Annotated in this window: 19 protein-coding genes; all 19 read right to left on the bottom strand. The window is 51.5% G+C overall.

What is annotated here, in order from left to right:
- Positions 1 to 91 precede the first annotated feature (91 nt).
- The 19 genes from ispG to lon all read right to left on the bottom strand — a co-directional run bounded on the left by ispG (position 92) and on the right by lon (position 22539).
- Positions 92 to 1159, bottom strand: a complete 1068-nt coding sequence (ispG, locus tag EZM41_RS10370; RefSeq protein ID WP_198471014.1) for a flavodoxin-dependent (E)-4-hydroxy-3-methylbut-2-enyl-diphosphate synthase — start codon at positions 1157 to 1159, stop codon at positions 92 to 94.
- Positions 1160 to 1172: 13 nt separating this feature from the next.
- Positions 1173 to 2207: a M50 family metallopeptidase gene (locus EZM41_RS10375; RefSeq protein ID WP_342449303.1), complete on the bottom strand. Its 1035-nt coding sequence runs from the start codon at positions 2205 to 2207 to the stop codon at positions 1173 to 1175.
- A 73-nt stretch (positions 2208 to 2280) separates the two neighbouring features.
- Positions 2281 to 3096 carry a phosphatidate cytidylyltransferase gene (locus tag EZM41_RS10380; RefSeq protein ID WP_342449293.1) on the bottom strand — a complete coding sequence of 272 codons (816 nt, stop codon included), beginning with the start codon at positions 3094 to 3096 and terminating at the stop codon, positions 2281 to 2283.
- The gene (gene uppS, locus EZM41_RS10385) at positions 3086 to 3796 is read right to left on the bottom strand and encodes a polyprenyl diphosphate synthase (RefSeq protein WP_198471016.1); all 711 of its coding nucleotides are present in this window, start codon (positions 3794 to 3796) and stop codon (positions 3086 to 3088) included. The genes EZM41_RS10380 and uppS overlap by 11 nt, the downstream gene beginning before the upstream one ends.
- Positions 3780 to 4439: a uracil-DNA glycosylase gene (locus EZM41_RS10390; RefSeq protein WP_198471017.1), complete on the bottom strand. Its 660-nt coding sequence runs from the start codon at positions 4437 to 4439 to the stop codon at positions 3780 to 3782. Before EZM41_RS10390 ends, uppS begins: the two co-directional genes overlap by 17 nt.
- Positions 4429 to 5277: a hypothetical protein gene (locus EZM41_RS10395; RefSeq protein ID WP_198471018.1), complete on the bottom strand. Its 849-nt coding sequence runs from the start codon at positions 5275 to 5277 to the stop codon at positions 4429 to 4431. The genes EZM41_RS10390 and EZM41_RS10395 overlap by 11 nt, the downstream gene beginning before the upstream one ends.
- Positions 5264 to 6379 carry a histidinol-phosphate transaminase gene (hisC, locus tag EZM41_RS10400; protein WP_198471019.1) on the bottom strand — a complete coding sequence of 372 codons (1116 nt, stop codon included), beginning with the start codon at positions 6377 to 6379 and terminating at the stop codon, positions 5264 to 5266. Before hisC ends, EZM41_RS10395 begins: the two co-directional genes overlap by 14 nt.
- Before the next feature lie 34 nt (positions 6380 to 6413).
- Positions 6414 to 7694, bottom strand: coding sequence for a UDP-N-acetylglucosamine 1-carboxyvinyltransferase (gene murA, locus EZM41_RS10405; protein WP_198471020.1), 1281 nt, complete (start codon positions 7692 to 7694; stop codon positions 6414 to 6416).
- Positions 7695 to 8846 (bottom strand): non-hydrolyzing UDP-N-acetylglucosamine 2-epimerase, encoded by a 1152-nt coding sequence (gene wecB / locus EZM41_RS10410; protein WP_198471021.1) that lies wholly within the window; start codon positions 8844 to 8846, stop codon positions 7695 to 7697. It lies immediately after the preceding gene.
- A 22-nt stretch (positions 8847 to 8868) separates the two neighbouring features.
- On the bottom strand, positions 8869 to 9762 hold the full coding sequence (locus EZM41_RS10415; RefSeq protein ID WP_198471022.1) for a glycosyltransferase family 4 protein: 894 nt from the start codon (positions 9760 to 9762) through the stop codon (positions 8869 to 8871).
- A 17-nt stretch (positions 9763 to 9779) separates the two neighbouring features.
- Positions 9780 to 10880: a uracil phosphoribosyltransferase gene (upp, locus tag EZM41_RS10420; protein ID WP_198471023.1), complete on the bottom strand. Its 1101-nt coding sequence runs from the start codon at positions 10878 to 10880 to the stop codon at positions 9780 to 9782.
- Positions 10877 to 11845 (bottom strand): methylmalonyl Co-A mutase-associated GTPase MeaB, encoded by a 969-nt coding sequence (gene meaB, locus EZM41_RS10425; RefSeq protein ID WP_198471024.1) that lies wholly within the window; start codon positions 11843 to 11845, stop codon positions 10877 to 10879. The genes upp and meaB overlap by 4 nt, the downstream gene beginning before the upstream one ends.
- Before the next feature lie 25 nt (positions 11846 to 11870).
- Positions 11871 to 13739: a tetratricopeptide repeat protein gene (locus EZM41_RS10430; protein ID WP_198471025.1), complete on the bottom strand. Its 1869-nt coding sequence runs from the start codon at positions 13737 to 13739 to the stop codon at positions 11871 to 11873.
- A gap of 86 nt (positions 13740 to 13825) precedes the next feature.
- Positions 13826 to 14038: a flagellar biosynthesis protein FliR gene (locus EZM41_RS10435; protein ID WP_198471026.1), complete on the bottom strand. Its 213-nt coding sequence runs from the start codon at positions 14036 to 14038 to the stop codon at positions 13826 to 13828.
- Between the two features lie 339 nt (positions 14039 to 14377).
- Positions 14378 to 15352 carry a Gfo/Idh/MocA family protein gene (locus EZM41_RS10440; protein ID WP_198471027.1) on the bottom strand — a complete coding sequence of 325 codons (975 nt, stop codon included), beginning with the start codon at positions 15350 to 15352 and terminating at the stop codon, positions 14378 to 14380.
- Between the two features lie 95 nt (positions 15353 to 15447).
- Positions 15448 to 16197 carry a polyphenol oxidase family protein gene (locus tag EZM41_RS10445; protein WP_198471028.1) on the bottom strand — a complete coding sequence of 250 codons (750 nt, stop codon included), beginning with the start codon at positions 16195 to 16197 and terminating at the stop codon, positions 15448 to 15450.
- Positions 16172 to 17554, bottom strand: a complete 1383-nt coding sequence (locus tag EZM41_RS10450) for a bifunctional folylpolyglutamate synthase/dihydrofolate synthase (RefSeq protein WP_198471029.1) — start codon at positions 17552 to 17554, stop codon at positions 16172 to 16174. Before EZM41_RS10450 ends, EZM41_RS10445 begins: the two co-directional genes overlap by 26 nt.
- Positions 17518 to 20175, bottom strand: coding sequence for a valine--tRNA ligase (locus EZM41_RS10455; protein ID WP_198471030.1), 2658 nt, complete (start codon positions 20173 to 20175; stop codon positions 17518 to 17520). The genes EZM41_RS10450 and EZM41_RS10455 overlap by 37 nt, the downstream gene beginning before the upstream one ends.
- Positions 20176 to 20187: 12 nt before the next feature.
- A complete protein-coding gene (gene lon, locus EZM41_RS10460; protein WP_198471031.1) occupies positions 20188 to 22539 on the bottom strand; it encodes an endopeptidase La in 2352 nt (783 codons plus the stop codon).

A 22539-nucleotide genomic window follows, 5' to 3' on the forward strand; every position in this document is an offset into this window, starting at 1 on the left:
CGGTCGCGCCTTATGCAGCTAAGCGACGAATGCACATCTCCCAGTGATGCGTGATCCGTTAGCTGTAATCCGTAAATATACCACTCTTCACTCATAGCTCATCACTCATGCCTCGTCTTCGCTTCCACTCTTCCACTATTTTGGGCAGCTCCTCGTCAATTTTGTCCAATGGAATATATGCCTCAACCCTGCCGGCCGAAAAGGCTATAATCCCGTGAGGGGAACCGGCAAACCCCAAATCTGCCTCTTGGGCCTCGCGCGGACCGTTCACCTCGCACCCCATGACTGCCACCTTCAATCCATCCGGCAGTCCTTTGAGGTGTGGTCTTATCACGGACAGGAGGGATGTGACGTCTACGCGCCGCCTGCCGCACAACGGACAGGATATGATCTGTATTCCTTTATGGCGCAATTCTAAAGCGCCCAATATGGCATAGCCCACGCGCACCTCTTCGACTGATGGCCCGGTCAAGCTCACCCTAATCGTGTCCCCGATGCCCTGGCTCAATAGGAGAGAAAGGCCTACTGCGCCCTTGACGATCCCCTCCATTCCAGGTCCTGCCTCTGTAATGCCCACGTGAAAAGGAAGGTCGGGATAGGCCTGAGCCAGCAGCGCGTTGGCTCTGACCGTGATTGGGACTGATGTGGACTTCGCGGAGAGAATGATTCTATCAAAGCCCGAGCTCAAAAGCAGATCGGCTTGCTCCTTGACGGCCAAGAAGAGGGCCCTGGCTTTGTCTCCCTTTGCCTCCTCCATCTGTTTTCTGTTGACAGAGCCGCTGTTCGAACCTATCCTTATCGTGCTCCCTCGCTCTTTAGCTATCTCCACTACTGTTCTGATATATCGGCTATCCATGTTTCCAGGGTTTGTGCGTATCGCCGCACAACCTGCCTCTATAGCGGCAATAGCCAAGCGATGGTCAAAGTGAATATCGGCCATTACTGGGATCTGAGAGCGAGATACGCATTCGGCAAGGTTTTTCTTGAGGGAGACATCTGGAAAGGCAACCCTCACAAGTTCACATCCCGCGTCAACGAGCTCATTCATCTCTTTGAAAGTTGAATCGCCATCGCTCAACGGGGTCTTTAGCATGCTTTCCACCCTTATAGGAGCTTTGCCTCCTATGGCAAGACTCCCTACGACGACACATCTTTTCATTTCTTTAGCACCCCTACTTGAGTAAGCGCATGACGTCTTGCCATGTCACGAGCAATATTAAACCTATTAACACGGCAAAGCCTACCATGTGGATATAATTCTCCAGGCGTTCTGATACTTTCTTTCTGCTTGTCATTTCGATCAACACAAATAGCAACCTTCCTCCATCAAGGGCAGGAAAGGGCACTAAATTTAAAATGCCGAGATTTAGGTTAATCACGGCTAAAAACGAGATGAAGCTCCACCACCCCTCTTTGACGGCCTCTCCAGCCATCGCAGCGATGCCCAATGGACCGGCTACCTCGACTTTCTGGCGCCCAGAAATCCAACCTATAATGGCCGTCACCATTTGTTTGCTCATCTGCCAGAGATAGGCGAATGCCCCGGCGAGTGCGCGATGAGGCGGGTATTTAATCATGGCAGGGCGTATACCAAGTAGAGGAATGCCGTATTGTGGATCGAGGAGAAGTTCTACATCGCTAAATTGAATCTTTTCTCCGCCCCTCTGAACCACCAAGTCGACCTTTCCGTCTTCTTTCGCCTTTTCCCGAAGAGCTTGAGACATCTCCACCCATGTTTTAACTTCTACTTCACTGACTTGGATTACTGTGTCTCCAGGCCGCAGGCCGATTTCCTCGGCAGGAAAGCCAACCATAACCTCGCCAACTGTCGGGTGGCTCAGGTCTAAGACCCCGTGAGCCCAGAGAAAAAGAGAAGACAAGAGGAGTGCCAGCAGCACATTGAGAAGCGGCCCGCTGGCCAATAAAAGGGCGCGAGCTCCAGCGCTCTTTTGGTAGAAACTGCGCTGCGGATCGTCTATCTCGCACTCCTGCGTTTCTCCCATGCCTGCCAAGCGGACAAACCCACCTATAGGGAAGATCCTGAACGACCATATGGTCTCTCCTTTGCGATGCCTATATAAGGCAGGGCCCATTCCGAAGGCAAATTCATGAACCTGGACTCCACACTTCCTGGCTGCCAAGAAATGGCCCATCTCGTGCAGAATTACGCTTATGCCTATTACTATTAGAAATGCCAAAATTGACATCAACACGCTGAAAACTCACCTCTTATTTTACAAGCTATCAAACTATATTGCAGAACTGGCGGTTGATTTACAATCAAAGCAAAAGTTCAAACAGCAAGTAAAAAAGCGTGCCGCTTAAGATTATGCTGTCGAAACGGTCGAGCAATCCTCCGTGACCAGGTATGAGATGACCGCTGTCTTTGACCCCTGTCTCCCTTTTGAGGAGAGACTCACTCAAATCGCCCAACTGGCCTGCTATTCCCACTAAGGTTCCCATAAGCACCAAAGGAAACGGAGGCAAGGCCAAAGCGTAAGCGATAAAAGTGGCGCAGAGAATGCTCCCGAGCAAGCCGCTGAAGAAACCTTCCCATGTCTTTTTGGGACTCACGGCTGGCGAAAGAGGTGCCCTTCCCCATTTTTTGCCGGCGAAAAAGGCCGCCACATCGCAGCTCCATGTGCACGCAAATAGCGTGAGCAGCAAGATCAAACCGAGCGGATTAAACCTCAGCTGGATGATGAAAGACCAGGGAAGGACCACATAAAGGAGACCGCTTGTTGTTCCGCCCACATTGCGCAAAGCCGTGCTGTGGCCTTTTAGCTCTCGACGGATTATCTCGCATATAAAGACGGCAAACGTAGAAACAACCAAGACCACCAGATATATCTCTGCCCGAGTGCTGCACCATGTAGCGCTGAGGATCGTTATTGCAGCTCCAAACCCGATGCCTTTAGATACATGAAAATGAATAGAGAGCATACCATAATACTCTCGCAGGGATAAGAGCGCAATCGCTGAACACAGGAGCTGCCAATAGATTCCCCCAATGTAAATGCCGCTTAAAAAAGCGACAGCCAACACTAAGCCGCTTGCCGTGCGCTTTAAAAGTTCGTCGTCTAATTTATACCGCACCGAAACGCCTCTCCCTTTTAGCATAGTCTTCTAAAGCCGAATCCAACTCTTCTTTCCCAAAATCGGGCCAAAGAGTAGATGTAAAGTATAATTCCGAATAAGAGCTTTGCCAAAGCCAGAAGTTGCTGAGGCGATGTTCGCCGCTCGTCCTGATGATCAAGTCCGGATCTGGCAGATCTGGCAAGTAAAGATGACTGCGTATTGCTTCTTCGGTCACTGCACCTTCTCTTCCATCCTCTTCGACGATGCTATTTATGGCATCAAGGAGCTCTTGTCTGCCTCCGTAATTGAAGCACACGACAAGGTCGAGCCTGCCTCCGCCGGCAGTTGCATTCTCCGCTTCCCTGACGATTTTGCGGATGTCCTCGGAGAGCTCCCATATGCGCCCGGCAAATCGCAGCCGCACGCCTTCGTTGCATAATTCTTTGGTCTTTTTCCTTACATAATAGCGAAACAGGTTCATCAGGCCTTTTACTTCCGGGAGAGGCCTTCGCCAGTTCTCTGTTGAAAATGCATAGAGAGAAAGATGGGGTATCCCGATGTCTGCAGCTGCGCGCACAGTCCTCTCGATTGCCTTTACGCCTGCGTAATGCCCCATTATGCGCGGCAGGCCGCGCTTGAGGGCCCATCTCCCGTTTCCGTCCATAATTATGGCAACGTGAGACGGGAGCCCGCCTATGACATCAGCCTCTTTCGGCATCGCCTTCGGGAGATCTCGTTCTCATCCTCTCCCATTCCTCCTTAACTTTTTGTATGTCGAGCCATGTCAAGTGCTTCGGACTGCCGGTCTTGTTTGAGGGATTTCTCAGTAGATAGCTGGGGTGAAACATTGGTACAACTTTTATACCCTTCCACTCAAACCAACGTCCCCTTAAATTTGTTATCCCTTCTGTGGTCTTTAATAGCCATCTGGCAGGAGTACTGCCGAGACAGACTATTATCTTCGGCTGTATGAGAGATATCTGCGACTGAAGGTATGGATCACAGCGCATCATCTCTTCAACAGCAGGGACGCGATTGTTGGGCGGACGACACTTGACCACATTAGTTATGAAGATGCTTTCCCGCGCGATGCCAGCAGCCTCTAAAATCCTGTTGAGCAATTGTCCTGCCTTACCTACAAAAGGTTTACCTTGTGCATCTTCATCTGCACCCGGTGCTTCTCCTATGAACATCAAATCGGTGTCGATGGGCCCATCGCCAAAGACGCTCTGCGTCCTGGAGTTGCATAAAGGGCACTTTTGACATTCCTTGACTGCTTCGGTCAAGGTTTCCCACGCTTGAAGCCTCTTGACCTTTCTCTCTTCGATGCTTGGGGCGTATATTAAATCCTCATGCCTCATTTTTATCGCCTCGCTGAATAAGTACGTCAACTCGTTTTATTTCTAAGCCAGTAAAATACCCTACCGCCGAGGCAATACGTCGCCTTAGTTGTTCTCCAACTACCAAAAATGACGAAGGTCCTTTGTCCAACACCACGCCAATGCTCAAGGCCACACCATTCTCCTCGGGTTTGGCCTTCACCTCTTCTACTTTTTTCACCTGGGCGGTACGTTTTGCAAAATAAACAGCCAATTGCTCAACCACACTAGGATCTATCTGAAGTTGACCGTAAAAGCTGAAGGGAGGATTGACGATCGTCCTCTCTTCCTCCAAATTATCAGGTGAACCGAGTAAAGCCTTGATGTGATTTACGAGCTTGCCGGCGAAGTTCTTGCGCACATGAGCGTGAGAAATGGGTATCACATGCCTTTTCGCTCGCAACCGCTCCTCTCTCGCTTGGTTGATTTCCTCGGGCGTGGCGACGTCTTCTATGCGGATGAACTCTTTTGGCTCTGGAAGCGTCAAGTTTTTGGCGATAGTGCGCGCCATCCCTTCAGATGTGGCTACGATAAGCACTGAGTCTGGCTTGGTTCGTTTTAGGAAATCCCTTACTTCCCTGCGATGGTCCGGAAATTCAAAAAGGGCCCGTCGGATGGCGCTCACCAAGTTGCGCTCGGCCTTTGCGCTTTTGCCGCATAACATTTGCCCCTTTTTCACGACAAGGCCATCGTCTATTATCAGATCAACGCCTCGCTTGTAAGCCACATATTGAGCCCTCTGACTCTTGCCAGTGCCGGCTGGGCCGATGAACGCTATGACATAAACGCCTGTGAGTGCAGAATCTTTACTGTCCCTCAACGCGTTTCAGCACCTTTTCGAGCGCGACGACGAATTGCTCGTTTTCCTCAGGTAGGCCAACGCTGACACGAAGGGAGCCGGGAAGCCCCAGATCTTTGCCTGGTCGTACGATTATCCCTTCTTTCAGCAATTCATCATAGATATCATTCGAAGCGGGATGAAGGATCAAGAGGAAGTTGGCAGTCGTGTTTATGACGTGCAAGCCTATATTAGAGAGGGCGCCGAAGAGTTTTCCTCGTTCCTCTATAACTTTTTCTCTCACTTCTTCAATATATTTATCTTCTGTTAAAGCCGCTAATGCTGCGCGCTGAGCTATAGTGTTCACCTCAAATACGCTTCTCACCTTAGCATACGAATCTACCACAGGTGTGGGTGCGATAGCGAAGGCTACGCGCAGCGCGGCCAAACCATAGGCTTTGGAAAACGTCCTTACGATGACCACTTTGCCTATTTCTCTGAATAATTCAAGGCCTGCCAGATAGGACGGATCATCGACGAAGTCGGCATAAGCCTCATCCACTATCAGCAGGACCCGCTGCGATTCCAGATATGCGGCCAGATTCAATAGGTCATGGCGAGGTATGAAATTCCCGGTTGGGTTGTTCGGATTGCATAACACCATGGCTTTTGTCTTACCTGTGCAAGCGGCCTTAAGGGCTTCTATCGGGAAAGCAAAGCTATCTTCGAAGGGAACTTTGACGCAACGCCCTCCGGCCGCGAGGGCGGCCACTCCGTAAAGAGGATAAGTGGGAAATGGAAACACCACTTCTTCTCCATCCTCGAGGATTGCTTGAAAGAGGGTGTAAAGGATCCCCTCCGTGCCACCCCCTACGATCACTTCGGCAGGCGAGACGCCCCATTTTTTAGCAATTGCCCTCCTCAAGCGGTAGGCTTCCGGGTCAGGATAACGATTGATCTCCTTTATGGCGCTATTCGCAGCTTTTGCCACTGAATCGGGCAAAGGCCATGGATTCTCATTGGAGCAAAGCTTTATCACTTCTTTAAGCCCCAGTTCCCGTTTTAATTCCTCGATAGGTTTTCCAGGTTTATATGGTTCGAGATCCCTTAGGGCTTTTCTGGTCAACTCTTTTAACCAAGGCATAGGCGTCTTCCTCCTCGAGCTCTCGTCAAAAACGTCACCATTTGACCTCTTCCTCAGCCATCTCGGTGAGGTTCAAAGAGGCCCCTAAAGAGGCGATCTTCTCTTCTATTTGCTCGTAGCCCCTCCAGATATGTTGAAGCGCGTGCACCCTCGTCTCGCCTTTGGCGGCCAGGCCGGCCAATATCAGAGCGGCACCCGCTCTCAAGTCCGTAGCCTTGACATCGCAACCCATAAGTTCGGGGCACCCCTTTACTATCGCCATATTGCCCTGGACCTCTATGGCTGCGCCCATTCGTTTGAGGTCGCCCACGTGGAGAAACCTCGCTTCAAAGATTTCCTCGCGTATTACACTGGTCCCCGAAGCCAGAGAGAGCAAGGCCATCATTTGGGGTTGCAGGTCTGTGGGAAAGCCTGGATACGGGAGCGTCTTTACATTGATGCTATGAAGCTTGTTCTTAACATATGCCTTCACTTCCCCTTCATTCCTCGCAACTGTGGCGCCGGCCTCTTCGAGCTTGGCCAACAGGGCATCTAAATGTTCTAAGATGACGCCCTTCACTGTCACCTCGCCGCCCGTGATGACCCCGGCGAGGAGGTAGGTCGAAGCCTCTATGCGATCAGGAATTATCTCAACTTCAGCATCGTGTAGCGCATCTACGCCCCGAATGCGTATTATGCCCGTGCCTTCACCGCTTATATCGGCTCCCATCTCCCTCAAGGCTTGGGCCAAGTTGGCAATTTCCGGCTCTCGAGCGGCGTTTTCTATGAGCGTTTCCCCTTTCGCAAATACGGCTGCCATCAGTACGTTCTCCGTGGCTCCCACGGAAGGAAAGTCAAGATATATTCTCGTGCCTCGAAGTTCACGGGCTTCAGCTGTAACCGCTCCGTGAGCCACTTCAATGGACGCGCCCATTTTTGAAAGTCCCTTCAAGTGCAGGTCTATGGGGCGGCTGCCTATAGCACATCCTCCAGGCAAGGGAAGGACAGCCTTCCCGCACCTGGAAAGCAACGGCCCCAACACCAAAGACGAGGCCCGCATCTTACGCACCAAAGACGGAGGCGTTTCCCAAGATATCTCCTCTGGAACATCTATCGACATCTCATGGTTATCGAAATCCACACAAACACCGAGATACTTTAACAGGTCTGCCATAGTAGCGATGTCGAGCAAATTCGGTACCCGCTTCAGTCTGAGTTTTCCGCCTTTGAGCAAAAGAGCTGCTGCCATAATCGGCAGTGTGGCGTTCTTGGAACCTTGGGCTACAACAGCGCCCCTCAAGGGATGACCGCCTCGGATGCAAAGAACCTGGCTCACTTAATCCCTCCTCCCAAAAGCATCACGAAGATATCCTTTTTGTACGGCTTCTTTTATGGCAGTTGCGATCCTTTTTGCGGCATCTCCCGTGCCAAAGGGATAGCCAGAGCGTTCTATGAGTTCTTCATACGCTTCGTTTGAGCGCAGTAGACGCAAACTCTCTGTCACAATCTTTTCGGTATCGTGCCCCACCAAGATGGCTGTGCCGCTGTTTAAAGCTTCAGGGCGCTCTGTAACTTCGCGGAGAACAAGGACCGGCTTTTTAATGGCTGTGGCCTCCTCTTGGATGCCTCCACTGTCGCTCAAGATCAGCGTACTGCGCTTCATGGCCCATATAAAGTCCGGGTAATCTAAAGGCTCACATAAGATAACTTTCGACATCCCGTAAAGCTCCTTTGCCATGATCTCCCTTACAGCGGGATTTTTGTGAACCGGAATCACCGCCCACAACCCGTCTTCTTCCGCAAGGATTTGTCTCAACGCCCGGCATATCGCATAAAGCGGTTCCCCCCACGATTCGCGCCTGTGAGCGGTAAGGAGCAAGATTCGATCTGTCTCCGGTATTTGCTTAAGTTCAGGGAGATTCGGACTCTTCACTTTTTCGATGCCCCAAAGGAGGGCATCTATTACCGTGTTGCCCGTGACCCATATTTTGGAAGCATCATAGCCTTCGGCCAAGAGATTATTTTTAGCCCACTCGGTGGGTGCGAACAAAAGGGTGGATATGCGATCGACGAGGAGGCGATTGGCTTCCTCTGGAAATGGGAGGTACAGATTTCCGCTCCTGAGGCCAGCTTCCACATGACCCACAGGTATACGGCGGTAGAATGCGGCCAAGGCAGAAGCGAAAGTGGTGCTCGTATCGCCGTGGACCAAAACCAGATCAGGTCTTACTTTGTCAAGCGCTTCCCCGACCCCTGATAATACCGATGCCGTGATGTAATCCAGGCTTTGCCTGTCTCTCATGATGGCCAAATCTGCATCAGGGAGTATCTGGAAAAAACTCAACGATTGGCGAAGCATCTCGGCATGCTGACCTGTCGCAAGGACATACGGATGCATTCCGCATTCTTTGCGAAGTTCCATGATCACCGGAGCCATCTTTATCGCCTCCGGCCTTGTGCCCACAACACAACAGGTCAGAAGATCCATAAAAACCCTCCATCGACCGGCATCATCCGGCTATATGATTGAGCAAAACAAAACCGCAGGCTATACAAAAGACATGAAGGCCCACCAACGTCGCTACCGCAGCACCACACGAGAGTCCGCTGTCTATCAGTCTGTGATGGATATGACCCCTGTCTGGAGAAAAGGGAGATCTGTGCTCAGCGAGCCTGCGGACAATAGAAGCCAACGTGTCTATCAACGGAATACCGCCGAGGATGGCGACAACCGCGAGGACCGCCAAGGCAGAAGAGACCCCCCTCGACGCCACGTAATTGGAGATCAGCGAGGCATACAAAAAACCTAACAATGTGCTGCCCCCATCGCCTAAGAAGGTGCGCGCTTCGGGGAAATTCCACCAGAGCGCCCCTAAGGCCATGCCCAGGAGAGGCACCCATGCCCATTGATCTGTCCATATAAGCGCCAAAACGGCAGATGCGGCGAAGATCGAAAGTAAAAGACCGTTCAACCCGTCTATAAGGTTAAAGGCGCTGGTCATGCCGGTCACCCAAAAAACCAAGATTGCCCTTTCCAAGAGCGCAATGGGTGCTGGGATAGCATAAACCACTATGCAAGCCGAGGTCAAATGCACGATGAGCCGCAAAAAAGGGGGAAGGGAACGCATGTCATCGATATATCCGACGATGAAGATGAAAGATGAACCGAAGGCAAGGCTAGCGCTAAACGAAGAAGCTTCCGGTTGTAGAAGGATAGACAGAAGCACGCCCAGCCATAAGGCTACACCGCCACCTCTCGGCACCTCCCCTTCGTGAATTTTCCTTGCGCTGCCCGAAGGGTCGACGATGCGATAACGCCGAGATAGCTGTACAGAAAGCCCCGTGGCTCCGAAGCCCCACATTATGGCGAACAGGCCAAATATCAGGGTTTTCCAGGAAGACATACCAAATTTACCTCATCTTACCTCGTCCCGAAAAGACGATCGCCGGCATCGCCTAGGCCAGGGATGATATAGCCATGTCCGTCCAGATGATCATCGATCGCAGCCGTAAAAATATTCACGTCGGGATGAGAATTCCTAACCACATTTAGGCCCTCAGGCGCCGATATTAGACATATCAGAGAGATTCTCTTGCCACCGCGGTCTTTCACGGCGCTTATGGCCGCAGCCGCAGAGCCGCCGGTGGCCAGCATGGGGTCGACGATCATCACATCGCGCTCTTCTATGTCTTTGGGCAACTTGCAGTAATATTCTACCGGTTCCAACGTTTCTGGATCTCGATAAAGACCGATATGTCCTACTTTGGCATTTGGTATGAGGCGCAAAATGCCATCGCTCATGACAAGGCCGGCCCTGAGAACCGGTACAACAGCTAACTTTTTGCCGGCTATCGTTTTGCCTCGCGCCGTCCCCAAGGGCGTTTCGACCTCTGTATCCTCAACTTGTAGACTCCTGGTGGCTTCATATACCATGAGACCAGCTATCTCCTGCACGAGTTCTCGGAATTCCTTGACGCTGGTAGTCTTATCCCTCAAAGTAGTGAGCTTGTGCTGCACCAAGGGATGATCTATAACGATCACTCTACCTTCTTCGGTTAATGAGTCCTGACTAGACATGTGAAGACGCTCGTAGCGTTCGATAGCCTCGATTCGCCTCTCGTGACGCCCACCCTCGAAAGCGGTTTCAAGCCAGACAGAGACGATCTCCCTTGCTTGATCTTCTGTCAAAATACGACCGCCCATCGTGAGGATGTTGGCATCATTATGAGCACGGCTCATGCGGGCGACATACAGATCATTGCATACAGCGGCTCGCGCGCCGTGTACTTTGTTCGCCGCAATGGACATGCCTATGCCGGTCCCGCAGACCAATATGCCTCGCTCACTGCGCCCAGAAACTACGCTATGGGCTACAGCGAAGGCAACTTCAGGATAATCTGTCGGCCTGTCGCTTGAATTTGTCCCGAAATCGGAAACTTCGTGCCCCTCTTTTTTGAGGTAGTCCTTTGTCGCCTCTTTTATCGTATAGCCTGCATGATCAGAACCTAAGGCAATCTTCATGCCCCTTCGACCTCCCGCGAATTTTCAGCCGCCCCCAGTATACCCTCGAGAAGTTTGCCAGCTTCTGTATAGGGATCGGAGCGCCGCGAAGCCAATGCTTCAATTAAATCGTTTGAACTGCGCTCTTTCCACTGTTTTTCTACGACCCTGGCAATGTCACGTCTCAATATTTCCTCAACCTCATGTCGAATACGCGAGGAGCGCCTTTTTTTGCCTTCCTCGCTTTTTTGGAGGTAGAGCCGGTGCTCTTCGACTGCCCGTATTATATCGTCAATTCCCTGTCCGGACTCGGCTATAGCTTTTAAGACCGGGGGCCTCCATGGACGCTCGCCGGCTATATCCAGCATGAGGTTGACCTCGGCGACTATCTTATCGGCGCCTTCTCTATCGGCTTTGTTAACTACAAAGATATCAGCTATTTCCATTATTCCAGCCTTCATAATCTGCACATCATCGCCCATACCAGGCACGAGTAACAATATGACGGTATCGGCTATCCTCACTATGTCAATCTCCGTTTGCCCAACACCAGCTGTCTCGATGATGACGATGTCCTTGCCGCAGGCATCGAGAATGAGGGCCGCTTCATAAGCAGCCCTGCTCAGGCCGCCCAACGAACCGCGCGTCCCCATGCTACGGATAAAGACCGATGGATCCAGGGCATGCTGTTGCATCCGCAAACGATCGCCCAAGATCGCCCCACCGCTGAACGGACTAGATGGGTCTACGGCTATTATCCCTACGGATTTGCCGAGTTCTTTATATCTTGATATGATTTTATCAACAAGGGTACTCTTGCCGGCGCCTGGGGCTCCAGTCACACCTATCAGATGCGCCTTTCCGGTATGGGCATAGATGGCCTTCATGATCTCATGAGCGAAGGTCGACTCGCTCTCCACGAGGCTGATTAAACGTGCTATGGCGCGCGGATCCCCTTTCAACGCTTTCTTAATTGTGTTTTCCATATTTCAATCTCCCCTGCTTGTTTTATTATGGAGTAGCTGCAAGATCGCTCTGAAGCAAATTGGGCCAAAGCGGAAACCAATCGCGGAATGGACGGGCTTCCCAGTTGCCATAGAGGGCAAGCATTGCTTCTCCGATCTGTCCTGAAGGGACGGCGTCGGACGAGAGGCGGATCGAAAGCGCCCATCTCTTAGGCGGCAACAGTCCGCCGATATAGGGACTTGCGTTCCATATCACATCCCCGCCGGTGAACTTACAGATTTGAACCCATTCAGCGCTGGGTATTTCCCTCGCTAATAACGATGCTCGGACCCCGTTAAAGAGACAGAAAGAGAGGAATCGTTCCTTTAGTTCCGCAGATATATTTTTGAGTTCCACTGAAGACTCGAGGATCATATCGGTAGGCCATCCACCCACTGTCTCGTAGATACGTTGCAATAAAGCATCAAAATCAGCATCCCATGGCAGGACAAGAACAGATTGTCCTGACGACGCACTGCCCAACAATAAGACAACAGGGGTTTCATTTTGGCTCGAGCTATCCTTTACCGGGAGGATTTGACCGTTCCAAGCCGCGAAGAAGTGGGGGTTGCTAAGGTTTTGAAGCGCCTCTTTAAGAGCAAGATGTCCTCTGAGCTTGAGTATGATCTCACCTGCGTCTTCAGACAGACTTGGTTGACAAACGGAAAAGATGAGACTCCTCCCTTCCTCGGGCATTGGAAAAACCTCCCAAACCGAGGAAAGCCGCACATCAAAGATGAGAAGAGCTCCTTTCGATTCGACGACAGACCACGCGTCGGTCAGCGGATCGGCCAGGGAAATCTTAACTTCGGCAACGTCTTTCCGCAGCACGATTTCCCTCAAAGAACCGTCCTCCCCCAAAACCGAAAGCGAAGAACGGTCGATCCACGCGACATCGCGCGGGAGCGGCACAGAAACGGTGGCGATTTCTTCCGCGTCCCTTCCATCTATGACAATGCATCGCTCATTAGCCCGATCTGCGATAGCGATAGCCTCGCCAAAGGCGACAACCGATACCGGCTCCATGCGGCCGCTTTTTGCTTTCCAGCGCTTGGTTATTTCCATTTTAGGTATGGAAACCCAAAGCAGCTCTCCTCGCTCACAATCTCCTATCACAATCTCGCTCGATGAAAGCATGCTTCCGTCACCTACGATCCCCCCGACATTCCCGAGGGAAGAAAGCCCTAAGAGCTTAGAAGGCCAATCGATAGTTCCCTCCATTATTTCTCCACGCCTATTTATGAGGTAAAAGTGGGTTTCATCAACAGGCAAGACGGTTTGAGGAGCATCCACCTCGACAGAGATCAGCGCTGGAAGTGTCTCCCTCATGGCCCAGAGGCGCCCTCCGACGGCATCGCAAATATATATCACGCCGAAGCCGTATTTGACCTTGCTGAGACCACTTAGAGACATGTTAGCGGACAAGGGCAAGCGAAAACGCGTTTTGAACGGAAGTCTCCTGCCAACTAAAAGATGAAATTCTTTTGAACCGCCGATTGATTCCTCGATCAATCTGCGCTCATGCTGTAATGTCGTAGCAAAGCGCTCGCCCATCTCGTCACCGTGCCTGACTTCGAGATAATTTTCGACCGCATCCTCCGCGGCATCCAATGCTCCAAGCCGCCGCAGTGCCATTCCTCTGAGCAAATATGTATCGACCAGATATATATTGAAATTCAGAGCCTCGCTGAGTGCCTCTATAGCTTGAAAGTAATCGCCCTTGGCATATGCCCTATATGCCCGCAAGAACTCCCTCTCGGCATCTAAGCTGTTAACCTTGGGAGGTTCAAATCCCATCGCTTTAAAAGTGCCCCCGGGAGCACGAGCTGCCACTAATAAGATGACGACCCCCAAAAGCACGATTAGACGTCTCAAACTCACCATCTCCAAAGGTCGTAAATTGTTTTATCTTTCGGCCTTATTCCGCTTGGGCCGGCGATTTCCTAACGCAAATAGAGGCGTCATTGGCTTATTATGTCTATGCCGAACAGAGCGCAGAACGCAAATACCGCGGCTCCAGTCAGAAGAAATCCGAGGAGCATCCTCAAATAAGCGACCCACATAGTTCCACCTGGCCATTTGCCGGCGCTTATATTGTTCACCGCCTTGGCCACAACTAAAGCTGCAAGGAAAAAAACTATGGATAGAAGCCCCTCAATATTTGCTGCAGGCATCGCTCATCCTCCGAGTTTAATCCTCAAACCAATGCACAGAGCGCGTGTGCTTTTCGTAAATCAGTCTGAGCAAGGCATTCTCCATATATACCCTATGGGGATGCACATACATGCTCGCGAAGAAAACCAAAGAGAGCGCCACAACGGACACTATAACGATAACTAAGATCTGTCTGCTTAACGAAGATTTTCGGCGACCCGACATCGGCCGTCACCCCACTTTCAGACAGACAAAGGGAGGGATCTCTCCCTCCCCACTATAGCACATTTTTAGCCTTCGCTATCCAGTTAGCTGCTGTTGGGTTCTATGCAGGTTTCTTATATCTCGCATTTTACATCTTACGTTGATGCGATAGCTTCTATCGAGCCACTCTGACCCCCTTGGTGGATTTGCCTCAAAATCGCGATAGCCACCTCCAAAGCTCTTTTTCCGTCCGCTATTCCAACCAACGGCTGTCTTCCCTCTTTGACGCACATAACAAAGTGTTGCAATTCGAGCCTCAAAGGCTCATATTTCGGGAAAACGGGATGCTCGACGATCTCAACAAGACCGCGTCCGTTTTGTCTTACACAGCGATATATGGTGACATCTTGCGTCTCGTAATTCAGCGTTATGTAACGGGTAGGCTCCATAATCTCAAGGGTCCTAAGGCGCCTTTCTGCCACCCTGCTAACCAGTATATGGGCCATAGCTCCGTTTGCGAAGGCCATCTGAGCCGAGGCCACATCCTCAAAGTCAGATTTTATAGAACGGCCCAAAGCAGAGATGCTCGAAATCTCAGAGTGGACGAGAGAGAGGATTATGTCGATATCGTGAATCATCAGGTCCATGACCACGCCCACATCCGTAGCTCGAGGCGTAAACGGGCCCATGCGGCGAGATTGGATGAAATGAGGAGGGTTTAGGATTTTTTTGACGTATTGCACGGCACCGTTGAAGCGCTCGACGTGTCCCACCTGAAGGACGCATCTCTTCTCCGCGGCCAGGCGGAGCAATTCCTCAGCCTCTTCAACAGTGGTTGTAACGGGCTTCTCTATTAAAACGTTGGTCCCTAACTTTATAGCCTTGCAAGCTATCTCGTAGTGCAGGCTAGTCGGAACAACTATGCTCACCGCATCCGGTTTCGTTACCTCAAAAAAGTGATCTATATCCGTGAAATACGGTACGCCCATGTCCTCGCTGACTGCAGCAGCACGCTCTTCATTGATATCCACTATACCTACAAGTTCAGCCTCGGATAGTTCAGCACATATCCTGGCATGATGATAACCCAAATGCCCCACGCCTATCACGCCAACGCGAACTGGCTCCATTTTCATTTCACTCCTCGCCTCACAACTTCATCGATCTTTCGAAAAACGCTTTTCTTTTTATTATATTCTCACGTTTATCGCGCAAAAGCTGGCCTTTAGGCGAAAAAGGCGAGCAAGATCATGCGCCTTCCCGCATCACCTTTGCGATACGAATAGAAGACATCGCTATTGCAAGATGTGCAATCTCTCAGGATGAAGATTTGGTTTTCCACGAGGCCGCATTGCCACATCTCGGCCTTTATTGCGCTGGCGATGTCGAAATTGACGCTCTTTCCGCTCGAGCGGCTAATAGCCCTTGAAGGAAAGCTTTTGAATGCCCTTTTGGTCCAAAGATCGCCTGTGGCGCTGCGCGCATAGCAGCATGGCCCAATGCCCGGCCCGAGCCAAGCCCAAATGTCCTTGCCATCTGCGCTCCATTCTTTGCGGGCCCAGCTCAATGCCTTAGTGACGAAATGAGAAACAGCACCATTAAAACCGCAGTGAAGGAGCAAAAATCTCGGCTCTGGCGTTGGAGTTCCGAGTATAACAGGCCAACAATCGGCAAACTGAAGCGCTACGGCTACGTTTGCGCTCCGCGAGATTGCGACACCATCTGCCTCACGGCGCTCAGGAAGGGAGCAAGACGGATCCGCCAAAAGAATGTTAGTGCCATGAACCTGACGGGGCATAACTAACGGCAACTCCGGCGACAAGAGCTCTTTTACGCTTTCGCTCACGTCGATCTGCTCCATGAGCGCTCCTTTGAGATAGAGCGTTGCAGAAAACCCGCAAAAAACTGGCGGGAAAAGATAGCGCAATATTGGTTGGTCACCTTGGCGATCAAGCTGAAAGCCTTCCATTTCCATGGTGCACCCTCTCGAGATATGATTTGAGCCATCCTACGAAGTAAAGGCTCCCACAGCATAAAACCGGCAATCCGAAGCGCCTCGCGCGGTGGTATGCTTCCTCTGCGTCATCATAAGCTTCAATTTGGGAGTTTCTACGAAAGACCCCTTTTGCCATCCTGAGCAACTCTTCTGGCTTAGCGCTGCGTTCAAGTGATGGAACCGCTGTGAGCACCAAGCTTTTCGGATTGAGCTCCGATAACATGGCAAGCAGCGTGCGGTAATCTTTGTCTCTCATAACCGCGAACAGAATGACAAATTGAGCCTTTTCGGTGAAGAGTACTTTCAAGCTTTTTACCAAAGATGCCATGCCATGGGGGTTATGGGCGCCGTCCAAGAGCAAAGGAGGGTTTTCGTTAACCCATTCCAAGCGGCCAGGCCATTTCACATTGTGCAAGCCCTCTCTTATGCTCTTTTCCGTTACGTTGGCAAACTGGTCCTTGAGCTCCCACGCCGACGATGCAGCGAGCGCGGTGTTTTTTACTTGATGCAGACCCAAAAGATGGGTCGCGAGGCCCGTAAGTTTAACATCGGATCCCACGAGATCGTATTCGTTGCCGTTGTAGGAAGAGCGCACGTTCTCCACTCTCCAATCCTCAGACAACATGTGCCCAGACACATTTAACTTCTTGCATAAGACCTTGAAGAGCGGTACGAGCCCTTCGGGCTCGCCGGAAAAGAAAGCCTTGCCGTGTGGGCGAAGGACCGCAAATTTCTCCTCGCCTATCTTAAATATGGTGTCCCCTAAGAAAGACTCGTGATCCATAGCTATCGAAGTGATCACGCTCATCGCGACGGGATTGATCAGGTTTGTGGCATCTAATCGCCCGCCCAACCCTGCCTCAACGATGGCTATATCAGGCATCTCTTCGGCTGTTATCGAAAGCGAAAGAGCGGTGATAAGTTCAAATAATGTTGGAGGGTCGCTTCTGAGCTTTTCGTCTTGCTTCAACGCAGCATCGAGGCGGTTGAAATGATCGCTCCACTTCTCCTCGGCCACCAGCCGCTCGTTTATCCTCAATCTTTCTCCCATGTGGATCAGATGAGGGCTCGTATAGAGAGCGGTTTTGTATCCTGAGGCAGAAAATATAGCGCTAAGCGAGGCTGCGGTTGACCCCTTGCCGTTTGTCCCCACAACATGAATAGCAGGGATTCCGAGATGTGGATTTCCCAGCGATGCCAACAGCCGACTGATGCGCTTTAGCCCCGGCCTGACTCCAGGACTTGAAAGGCTTATTAAGCGAGATTCAAGATAGTTAAAAAAATCAGCACTTTTTTTACTTATGATTTCAAGCTCGCCAGGTTTCTCTCTATCCATTCTTTTTGAGAAGCGGCTTCATGTAGGCGCGCCTTCTCTTTTTCCACCACCTCTTCGGGGGCTTTGGAGAGGAAGCTTTCATCGGCAAGTTTTCTTTCGGAACGCTCCATCTCCTTGCAAGTCTCTGCAAGGAGCTTCTCTAAGCGCCCGATCTCTGCATCCACGTCTATCATTTCTCCGACCTCGAGGTATATGTTCCCCTGAGGGAGGACGGCAGTGAGCGACCTGTGTGGTTTTTCCTCTACGAAGCGGATCTCTTCCACCGAGGCAAGCAGAGAAATGAGGTCTGCGTTTTCTTCTACGACGCATCTGGCTTCGGGTACGAAAGAAAAGCATGCCCTCGGCGCTTTTTTCTGAGGGGTGAGCCTCGATTGGGCTCGGAGATTACGAATTGCGCGGATTGATTCTTGAAGCAGGGCTATATCCTCTGCTGCCTTGGGATCATCGAGAACAGGCATGTCCTGTGGCCATGGAACCGTCTCTATAGATTGACCTTCAAAGGCAAAGGCATGCCACAGCTCTTCCGTCACGAATGGAACAAAAGGATGCAAGAGGAGGAGAAGGCGTCTAAAGACGCAAAGCAAGGTCTCCAACGAGGCAGTTCGCCTTTCCTCTCCTTCGTCTCCTCGGAGGGCGGGCTTTGCCATCTCCAGATACCAGTCGCACAGCTCACCCCAAGTGAAATCGTATAGGAGACGACTCGCCTCGCCGAAGAAATATCCCTCCAGGAAATTCGTAACTTCCTTAATTGTCTGGTTGATCTTAGACAATATCCACCTGTCGTGCAAACGAAGGGCAGAGGAAGCAAGAGCGGAAGAAACCCCATCCCCCTCGTAATCGCCGAGGTTTATCAAAGCCAGACGGCAAGCGTTCCACAACTTATTAAGGAAGAAACGGTACGTCTCTATCCTCTGAGCGCTCAAGAATATGTCCCGCCCTTGTACTGTGAGAGAGCAAAGGGTGAAGCGCAGAGCGTCAGCGCCATATTCTGCTATCACATCTAATGGGTCGATGACGTTTCCCTTCGACTTGCTCATCTTCTGCCCCTCTTCGTCGCGCACAAGGGCATGTACGTAAACCTGACGAAACGGGACGTCGTCCATAAATTCGAGGCCCATCATGATCATTCTGGCCACCCAGAAGAATATGATGTCAAACCCGGTGACCAACAAACTTGTGGGATAAAAATAACGGAGTTCAGCGGTATCGTCCGGCCATCCAAGGGTGGAAAAGGGCCACAAGGCGCTGCTGAACCATGTATCCAAAACATCTTCGTCCTGCTTTATATTGGCGCTTCCGCACTTATCACACGATGACGGATCTTCCATCGAGACGGTCATGTGACCGCAATCACCACACGTCCAGGCGGGTATCCTGTGCCCCCACCACAACTGTCTCGATATACACCAGTCGCGGACGTTATCGAGCCATTGATAATATGTGTTGACCCACTGTTCTGGGATCCACTCGATTTGTCCTTCCTTTACGACTTTCATGGCCGGTTCAGCGAGTGGCTTTATGCGAACAAACCACTGCTCGGATAAGAAGGGTTCAATCGCGGTATGACAGCGGTAACAGTGCCCAACGGAATGTTCGTAATCTTCCACCTTCACCAACAATCCGGCATCCTCGAGCTCTTTAATGGCCCTTTGTCTCGCTTCGTAGCGGTCGAGTCCGGTATAAGACCCCGCCGAGCCGTTCATCACACCTCGTGAATCAATGACGGATATCGGCTCTAAACCATGCCTGAGGCCAACCTCGAAATCGTTTGGGTCGTGTGCGGGAGTTATCTTGACGCATCCCGTGCCGAAATCCGGATCGACCATATCGTCTTCTATGATCGGTACAATCCTCCCCGTGAGGGGCACCCGCACATGACGCCCGATCATCGCCCTGTAGCGCTCATCTTTCGGATGCACTGCCACGGCCACATCGCCGAGGATCGTCTCCGGACGCGTCGTCGCAACTATCACTGCTCCATCATTGTCCAAGAACGGATAGGAGACAAAGTAAAGTTTGCCAAGTTCTGGCTTGTATTCCACTTCAAGGTCGGAAAGGGCGGTCTGACAGCGGGGGCACCAATTTATGATATATTTGCCTTTATAGATTAAACCTTTTTCGTAAAGCCTTACAAAGACTGCCCTCACGGCTTTAGAGAGGCCTTCATCCATTGTAAATCGCTCTCTGCGCCAGTCGCAGGAGGCGCCGAGTCGTTTGAGCTGTGATATTATGCGGGAGCCGTAACGCTCCTTCCATTCCCACACCATCTTTATGAATGCTTCGCGCCCGACCTCCTGGCGAGAGAGACCCTCTTTGGCCAGCGAGCGCTCAACAACGTTTTGTGTTGCTATGCCAGCATGATCCGTGCCCGGCAACCAGAGGACGTTGTATCCACACATTCGCTTGTAACGGCATACGACATCCTGCAATGTATTGTTCAGTGCATGCCCCATATGGAGCGAACCCGTAACGTTCGGCGGAGGGATTACGATGCAAAAAGGTTTTCTTGAAAGATCTACATCGGCGTAGAATAGCCCCAATTCCAACCAGCGCTGGTACCACTTATCCTCGATAGGATTAGGGTCATAGCTTTTGTGCAGCGCAATCCGCTTAGCATTCATGGATGATCCCCCTCACTTTGCTATGATGGCCTTCTTAAAGACCGAAGAAATGTGATCGACAAAAGTTATATTCATACCCTTCTTCGTCCAGCTCGGCAACTCTTCGACTTCATTCTCGTTGTCGGCCGGCAGAATTACGTTGCGTATGCCTTGTCTCCTGGCAGCCAAGATCTTTTCCCTTATGCCGCCGACCGGCAATACATTGCCACGGAGGGTAATCTCGCCTGACATAGCTACATCGGAACGTATTTTGAGACCAGATACGGCAGAGTAAATGGCAGTGGCTATGGCCACGCCGGCGGAGGGGCCATCTTTAGGGATTGCCCCTTCGGGAACGTGGACATGGATATCTGTCTCTTCCCATTTCACGCTATCCAGCGCAAGGGTTTCGGCGTTAGCCTTAATATAACCGATGGCAGTCTGGGCAGACTCCTGCATTATTTCGCCCAGGTTTCCGGTTAGCGTAATATGCCCTTTCCCTCTCATCTTGACCGCTTCCAACACCAATACATCGCCGCCGGCCTCTGTCCAAGCAAGTCCTATGGCAGCGCCCATCTGTGGCTCCCTGGGCAGCCGCGGATCATGCTTGCGCGGAGCTCCTAAATAAGACGACAGAAGCCTTGCGTCTATCCGCGTACTTTTGTATGTTTCGATACCGCCTTTAGCCTTTTCTATGTCTTCGACGTAGCGGCGAGCGATACGGCGGGCAACTTTAGAGAGCTGGCGCTCCAAGTTGCGCACGCCGGCCTCATAGGTATACTCTACTATGACCTTGCGGAGCGCAGCGTCGGAGATACTTATGTCGAGCTTTGCGAGACCGTGTTCCTCGAGCAGCCTGGGCCAGAGATGGCGCCTCGCAATGTGGATTTTTTCCTCCTCCACATATCCAGGGATTTGGATGACCTCCATCCTGTCGAGGAGTGGCCTCGGTATTGTATGAGTTACGTTAGCAGTGGTTATGAACATCACGCGACTCAGATCAAACGGAACCTCCAAGAAGTGGTCCGTGAACTGAAAGTTCTGTTCAGGGTCAAGGACCTCCAGTAATGCCGATGCGGGGTCGCCTCGGAAGTCCATGCCTATTTTGTCCACTTCGTCCAATAGCATAACGGGGTTGCGCGCTCCTGCTTGCCTGATCTTTTGTATGATGCGACCTGGCATCGCGCCCACATATGTCCGCCTGTGACCGCGAATCTCGGCTTCGTCCTTCATCCCGCCCAAGGACATCTGGGCAAACTTGCGGTTTAAGGCACGAGCGATAGAGCGGGCAAGGGATGTCTTTCCCACGCCCGGGGGCCCAACGAAGCATATGACTTGCCCCCGCATCTTATTCCCACCCAACTTCTGAACGGCCAAGTACTCTAAAATGCGATCTTTCACGTCTTCTAAGCCGTAGTGGTCTGCATCGAGTGTTTCCCTTGCTACTGCGATATCGAGGTGTTCTCTGGAAGAGCGATGCCACGGCAGTTCGATCAGCCAATCAAGATAAGTTCGCACTACAGTGGCCTCAGCTGACATGGAAGGCATTTTCATGAGGCGATTGAGCTCGTGTAGGGCCTTCTTTTCTATTTCTTTTGGCATCTTGCTCTTCAGGATCTTCTGTTTGAGCTCCTCCGTTTCCGATGCGCCCTCGCCCTGGCCCAGCTCCTCTTGAATGACTTTGAGTTGCTCTCTTAGGTAGTATTCTCGCTGGCTATGTTCCATCTCCTGGCGCACGCGCTCGTTTATGCTGTGCTCCAGCTCGAGAATCTCCACTTCGGAAATGAGAATCTTTAACAGCGCCTCAAGTCTGTCCCTCGGGTCTGTCGTCTCTAATAGCCGTTGTTTTTCATCTATCTTTACGAGCAAATGCGATGCCACCAGATCGGCGAATGCCCCGGCGTCTTCGACGTCGGCCACCGACATGAGCGTACCGGCCGGCAATTTGGGATTGAGCGCAGCATATTTCTCGAATTGCTCCATTACATTCCGCCTCAGGGCTTCTATGTGTGGCCCCTCGATCCTTTCCGGCAACAGGACCTCCACCCATGCTTCCATCAATTCCCTGCCTATTGCAAATTCAAGTACTTTGGCGCGCTCAAGCCCCTCCACCAACACCTTCGTCGTACCGTCAGGCAGGCGGACTGCCTGCAACACAGTACAACAAACACCCATGCTGTACAGATCCTCAGCGGTGGGTTCGTCGATATGCATATCCCTCTGAGTAACGATGAAAAGCTTTTTATCCTGAAGCGTTGCCACTTCAATAGCTTTTAGAGAGCGAGGACGTCCGACAAAAAGGGACACGATCGCCCCCGGGAAAATCACCACATCTCTTACGGGAAGGATGGGGAGGCGAAGAGATGTCGGGGTCAAAACTGCCAT

Source organism: Acetomicrobium sp. S15 = DSM 107314 (genome assembly GCF_016125955.1).
Lineage (GTDB): Bacteria > Synergistota > Synergistia > Synergistales > Thermosynergistaceae > Thermosynergistes > Thermosynergistes pyruvativorans.

Coding starts and splice junctions, on each gene's coding strand:
- EZM41_RS10440 (WP_198471027.1), bottom strand. CDS start 15,352: ATGGAGCCAGTTCGCGTTGGCGTGATAGGCGTGGGGCATTTGGGTTAT.
- ispG (WP_198471014.1), bottom strand. CDS start 1,159: ATGAAAAGATGTGTCGTCGTAGGGAGTCTTGCCATAGGAGGCAAAGCT.
- EZM41_RS10450 (WP_198471029.1), bottom strand. CDS start 17,554: ATGGATAGAGAGAAACCTGGCGAGCTTGAAATCATAAGTAAAAAAAGT.
- EZM41_RS10445 (WP_198471028.1), bottom strand. CDS start 16,197: ATGGAAATGGAAGGCTTTCAGCTTGATCGCCAAGGTGACCAACCAATA.
- uppS (WP_198471016.1), bottom strand. CDS start 3,796: ATGCCGAAAGAGGCTGATGTCATAGGCGGGCTCCCGTCTCACGTTGCC.
- EZM41_RS10435 (WP_198471026.1), bottom strand. CDS start 14,038: ATGCCTGCAGCAAATATTGAGGGGCTTCTATCCATAGTTTTTTTCCTT.
- EZM41_RS10390 (WP_198471017.1), bottom strand. CDS start 4,439: ATGAGGCATGAGGATTTAATATACGCCCCAAGCATCGAAGAGAGAAAG.
- upp (WP_198471023.1), bottom strand. CDS start 10,880: ATGAAGATTGCCTTAGGTTCTGATCATGCAGGCTATACGATAAAAGAG.
- EZM41_RS10415 (WP_198471022.1), bottom strand. CDS start 9,762: ATGTCTTCCTGGAAAACCCTGATATTTGGCCTGTTCGCCATAATGTGG.
- EZM41_RS10375 (WP_342449303.1), bottom strand. CDS start 2,207: ATGTCAATTTTGGCATTTCTAATAGTAATAGGCATAAGCGTAATTCTG.
- hisC (WP_198471019.1), bottom strand. CDS start 6,379: ATGCCTTGGTTAAAAGAGTTGACCAGAAAAGCCCTAAGGGATCTCGAA.
- wecB (WP_198471021.1), bottom strand. CDS start 8,846: ATGGATCTTCTGACCTGTTGTGTTGTGGGCACAAGGCCGGAGGCGATA.
- EZM41_RS10455 (WP_198471030.1), bottom strand. CDS start 20,175: ATGAATGCTAAGCGGATTGCGCTGCACAAAAGCTATGACCCTAATCCT.
- lon (WP_198471031.1), bottom strand. CDS start 22,539: ATGGCAGTTTTGACCCCGACATCTCTTCGCCTCCCCATCCTTCCCGTA.
- meaB (WP_198471024.1), bottom strand. CDS start 11,845: ATGGAAAACACAATTAAGAAAGCGTTGAAAGGGGATCCGCGCGCCATA.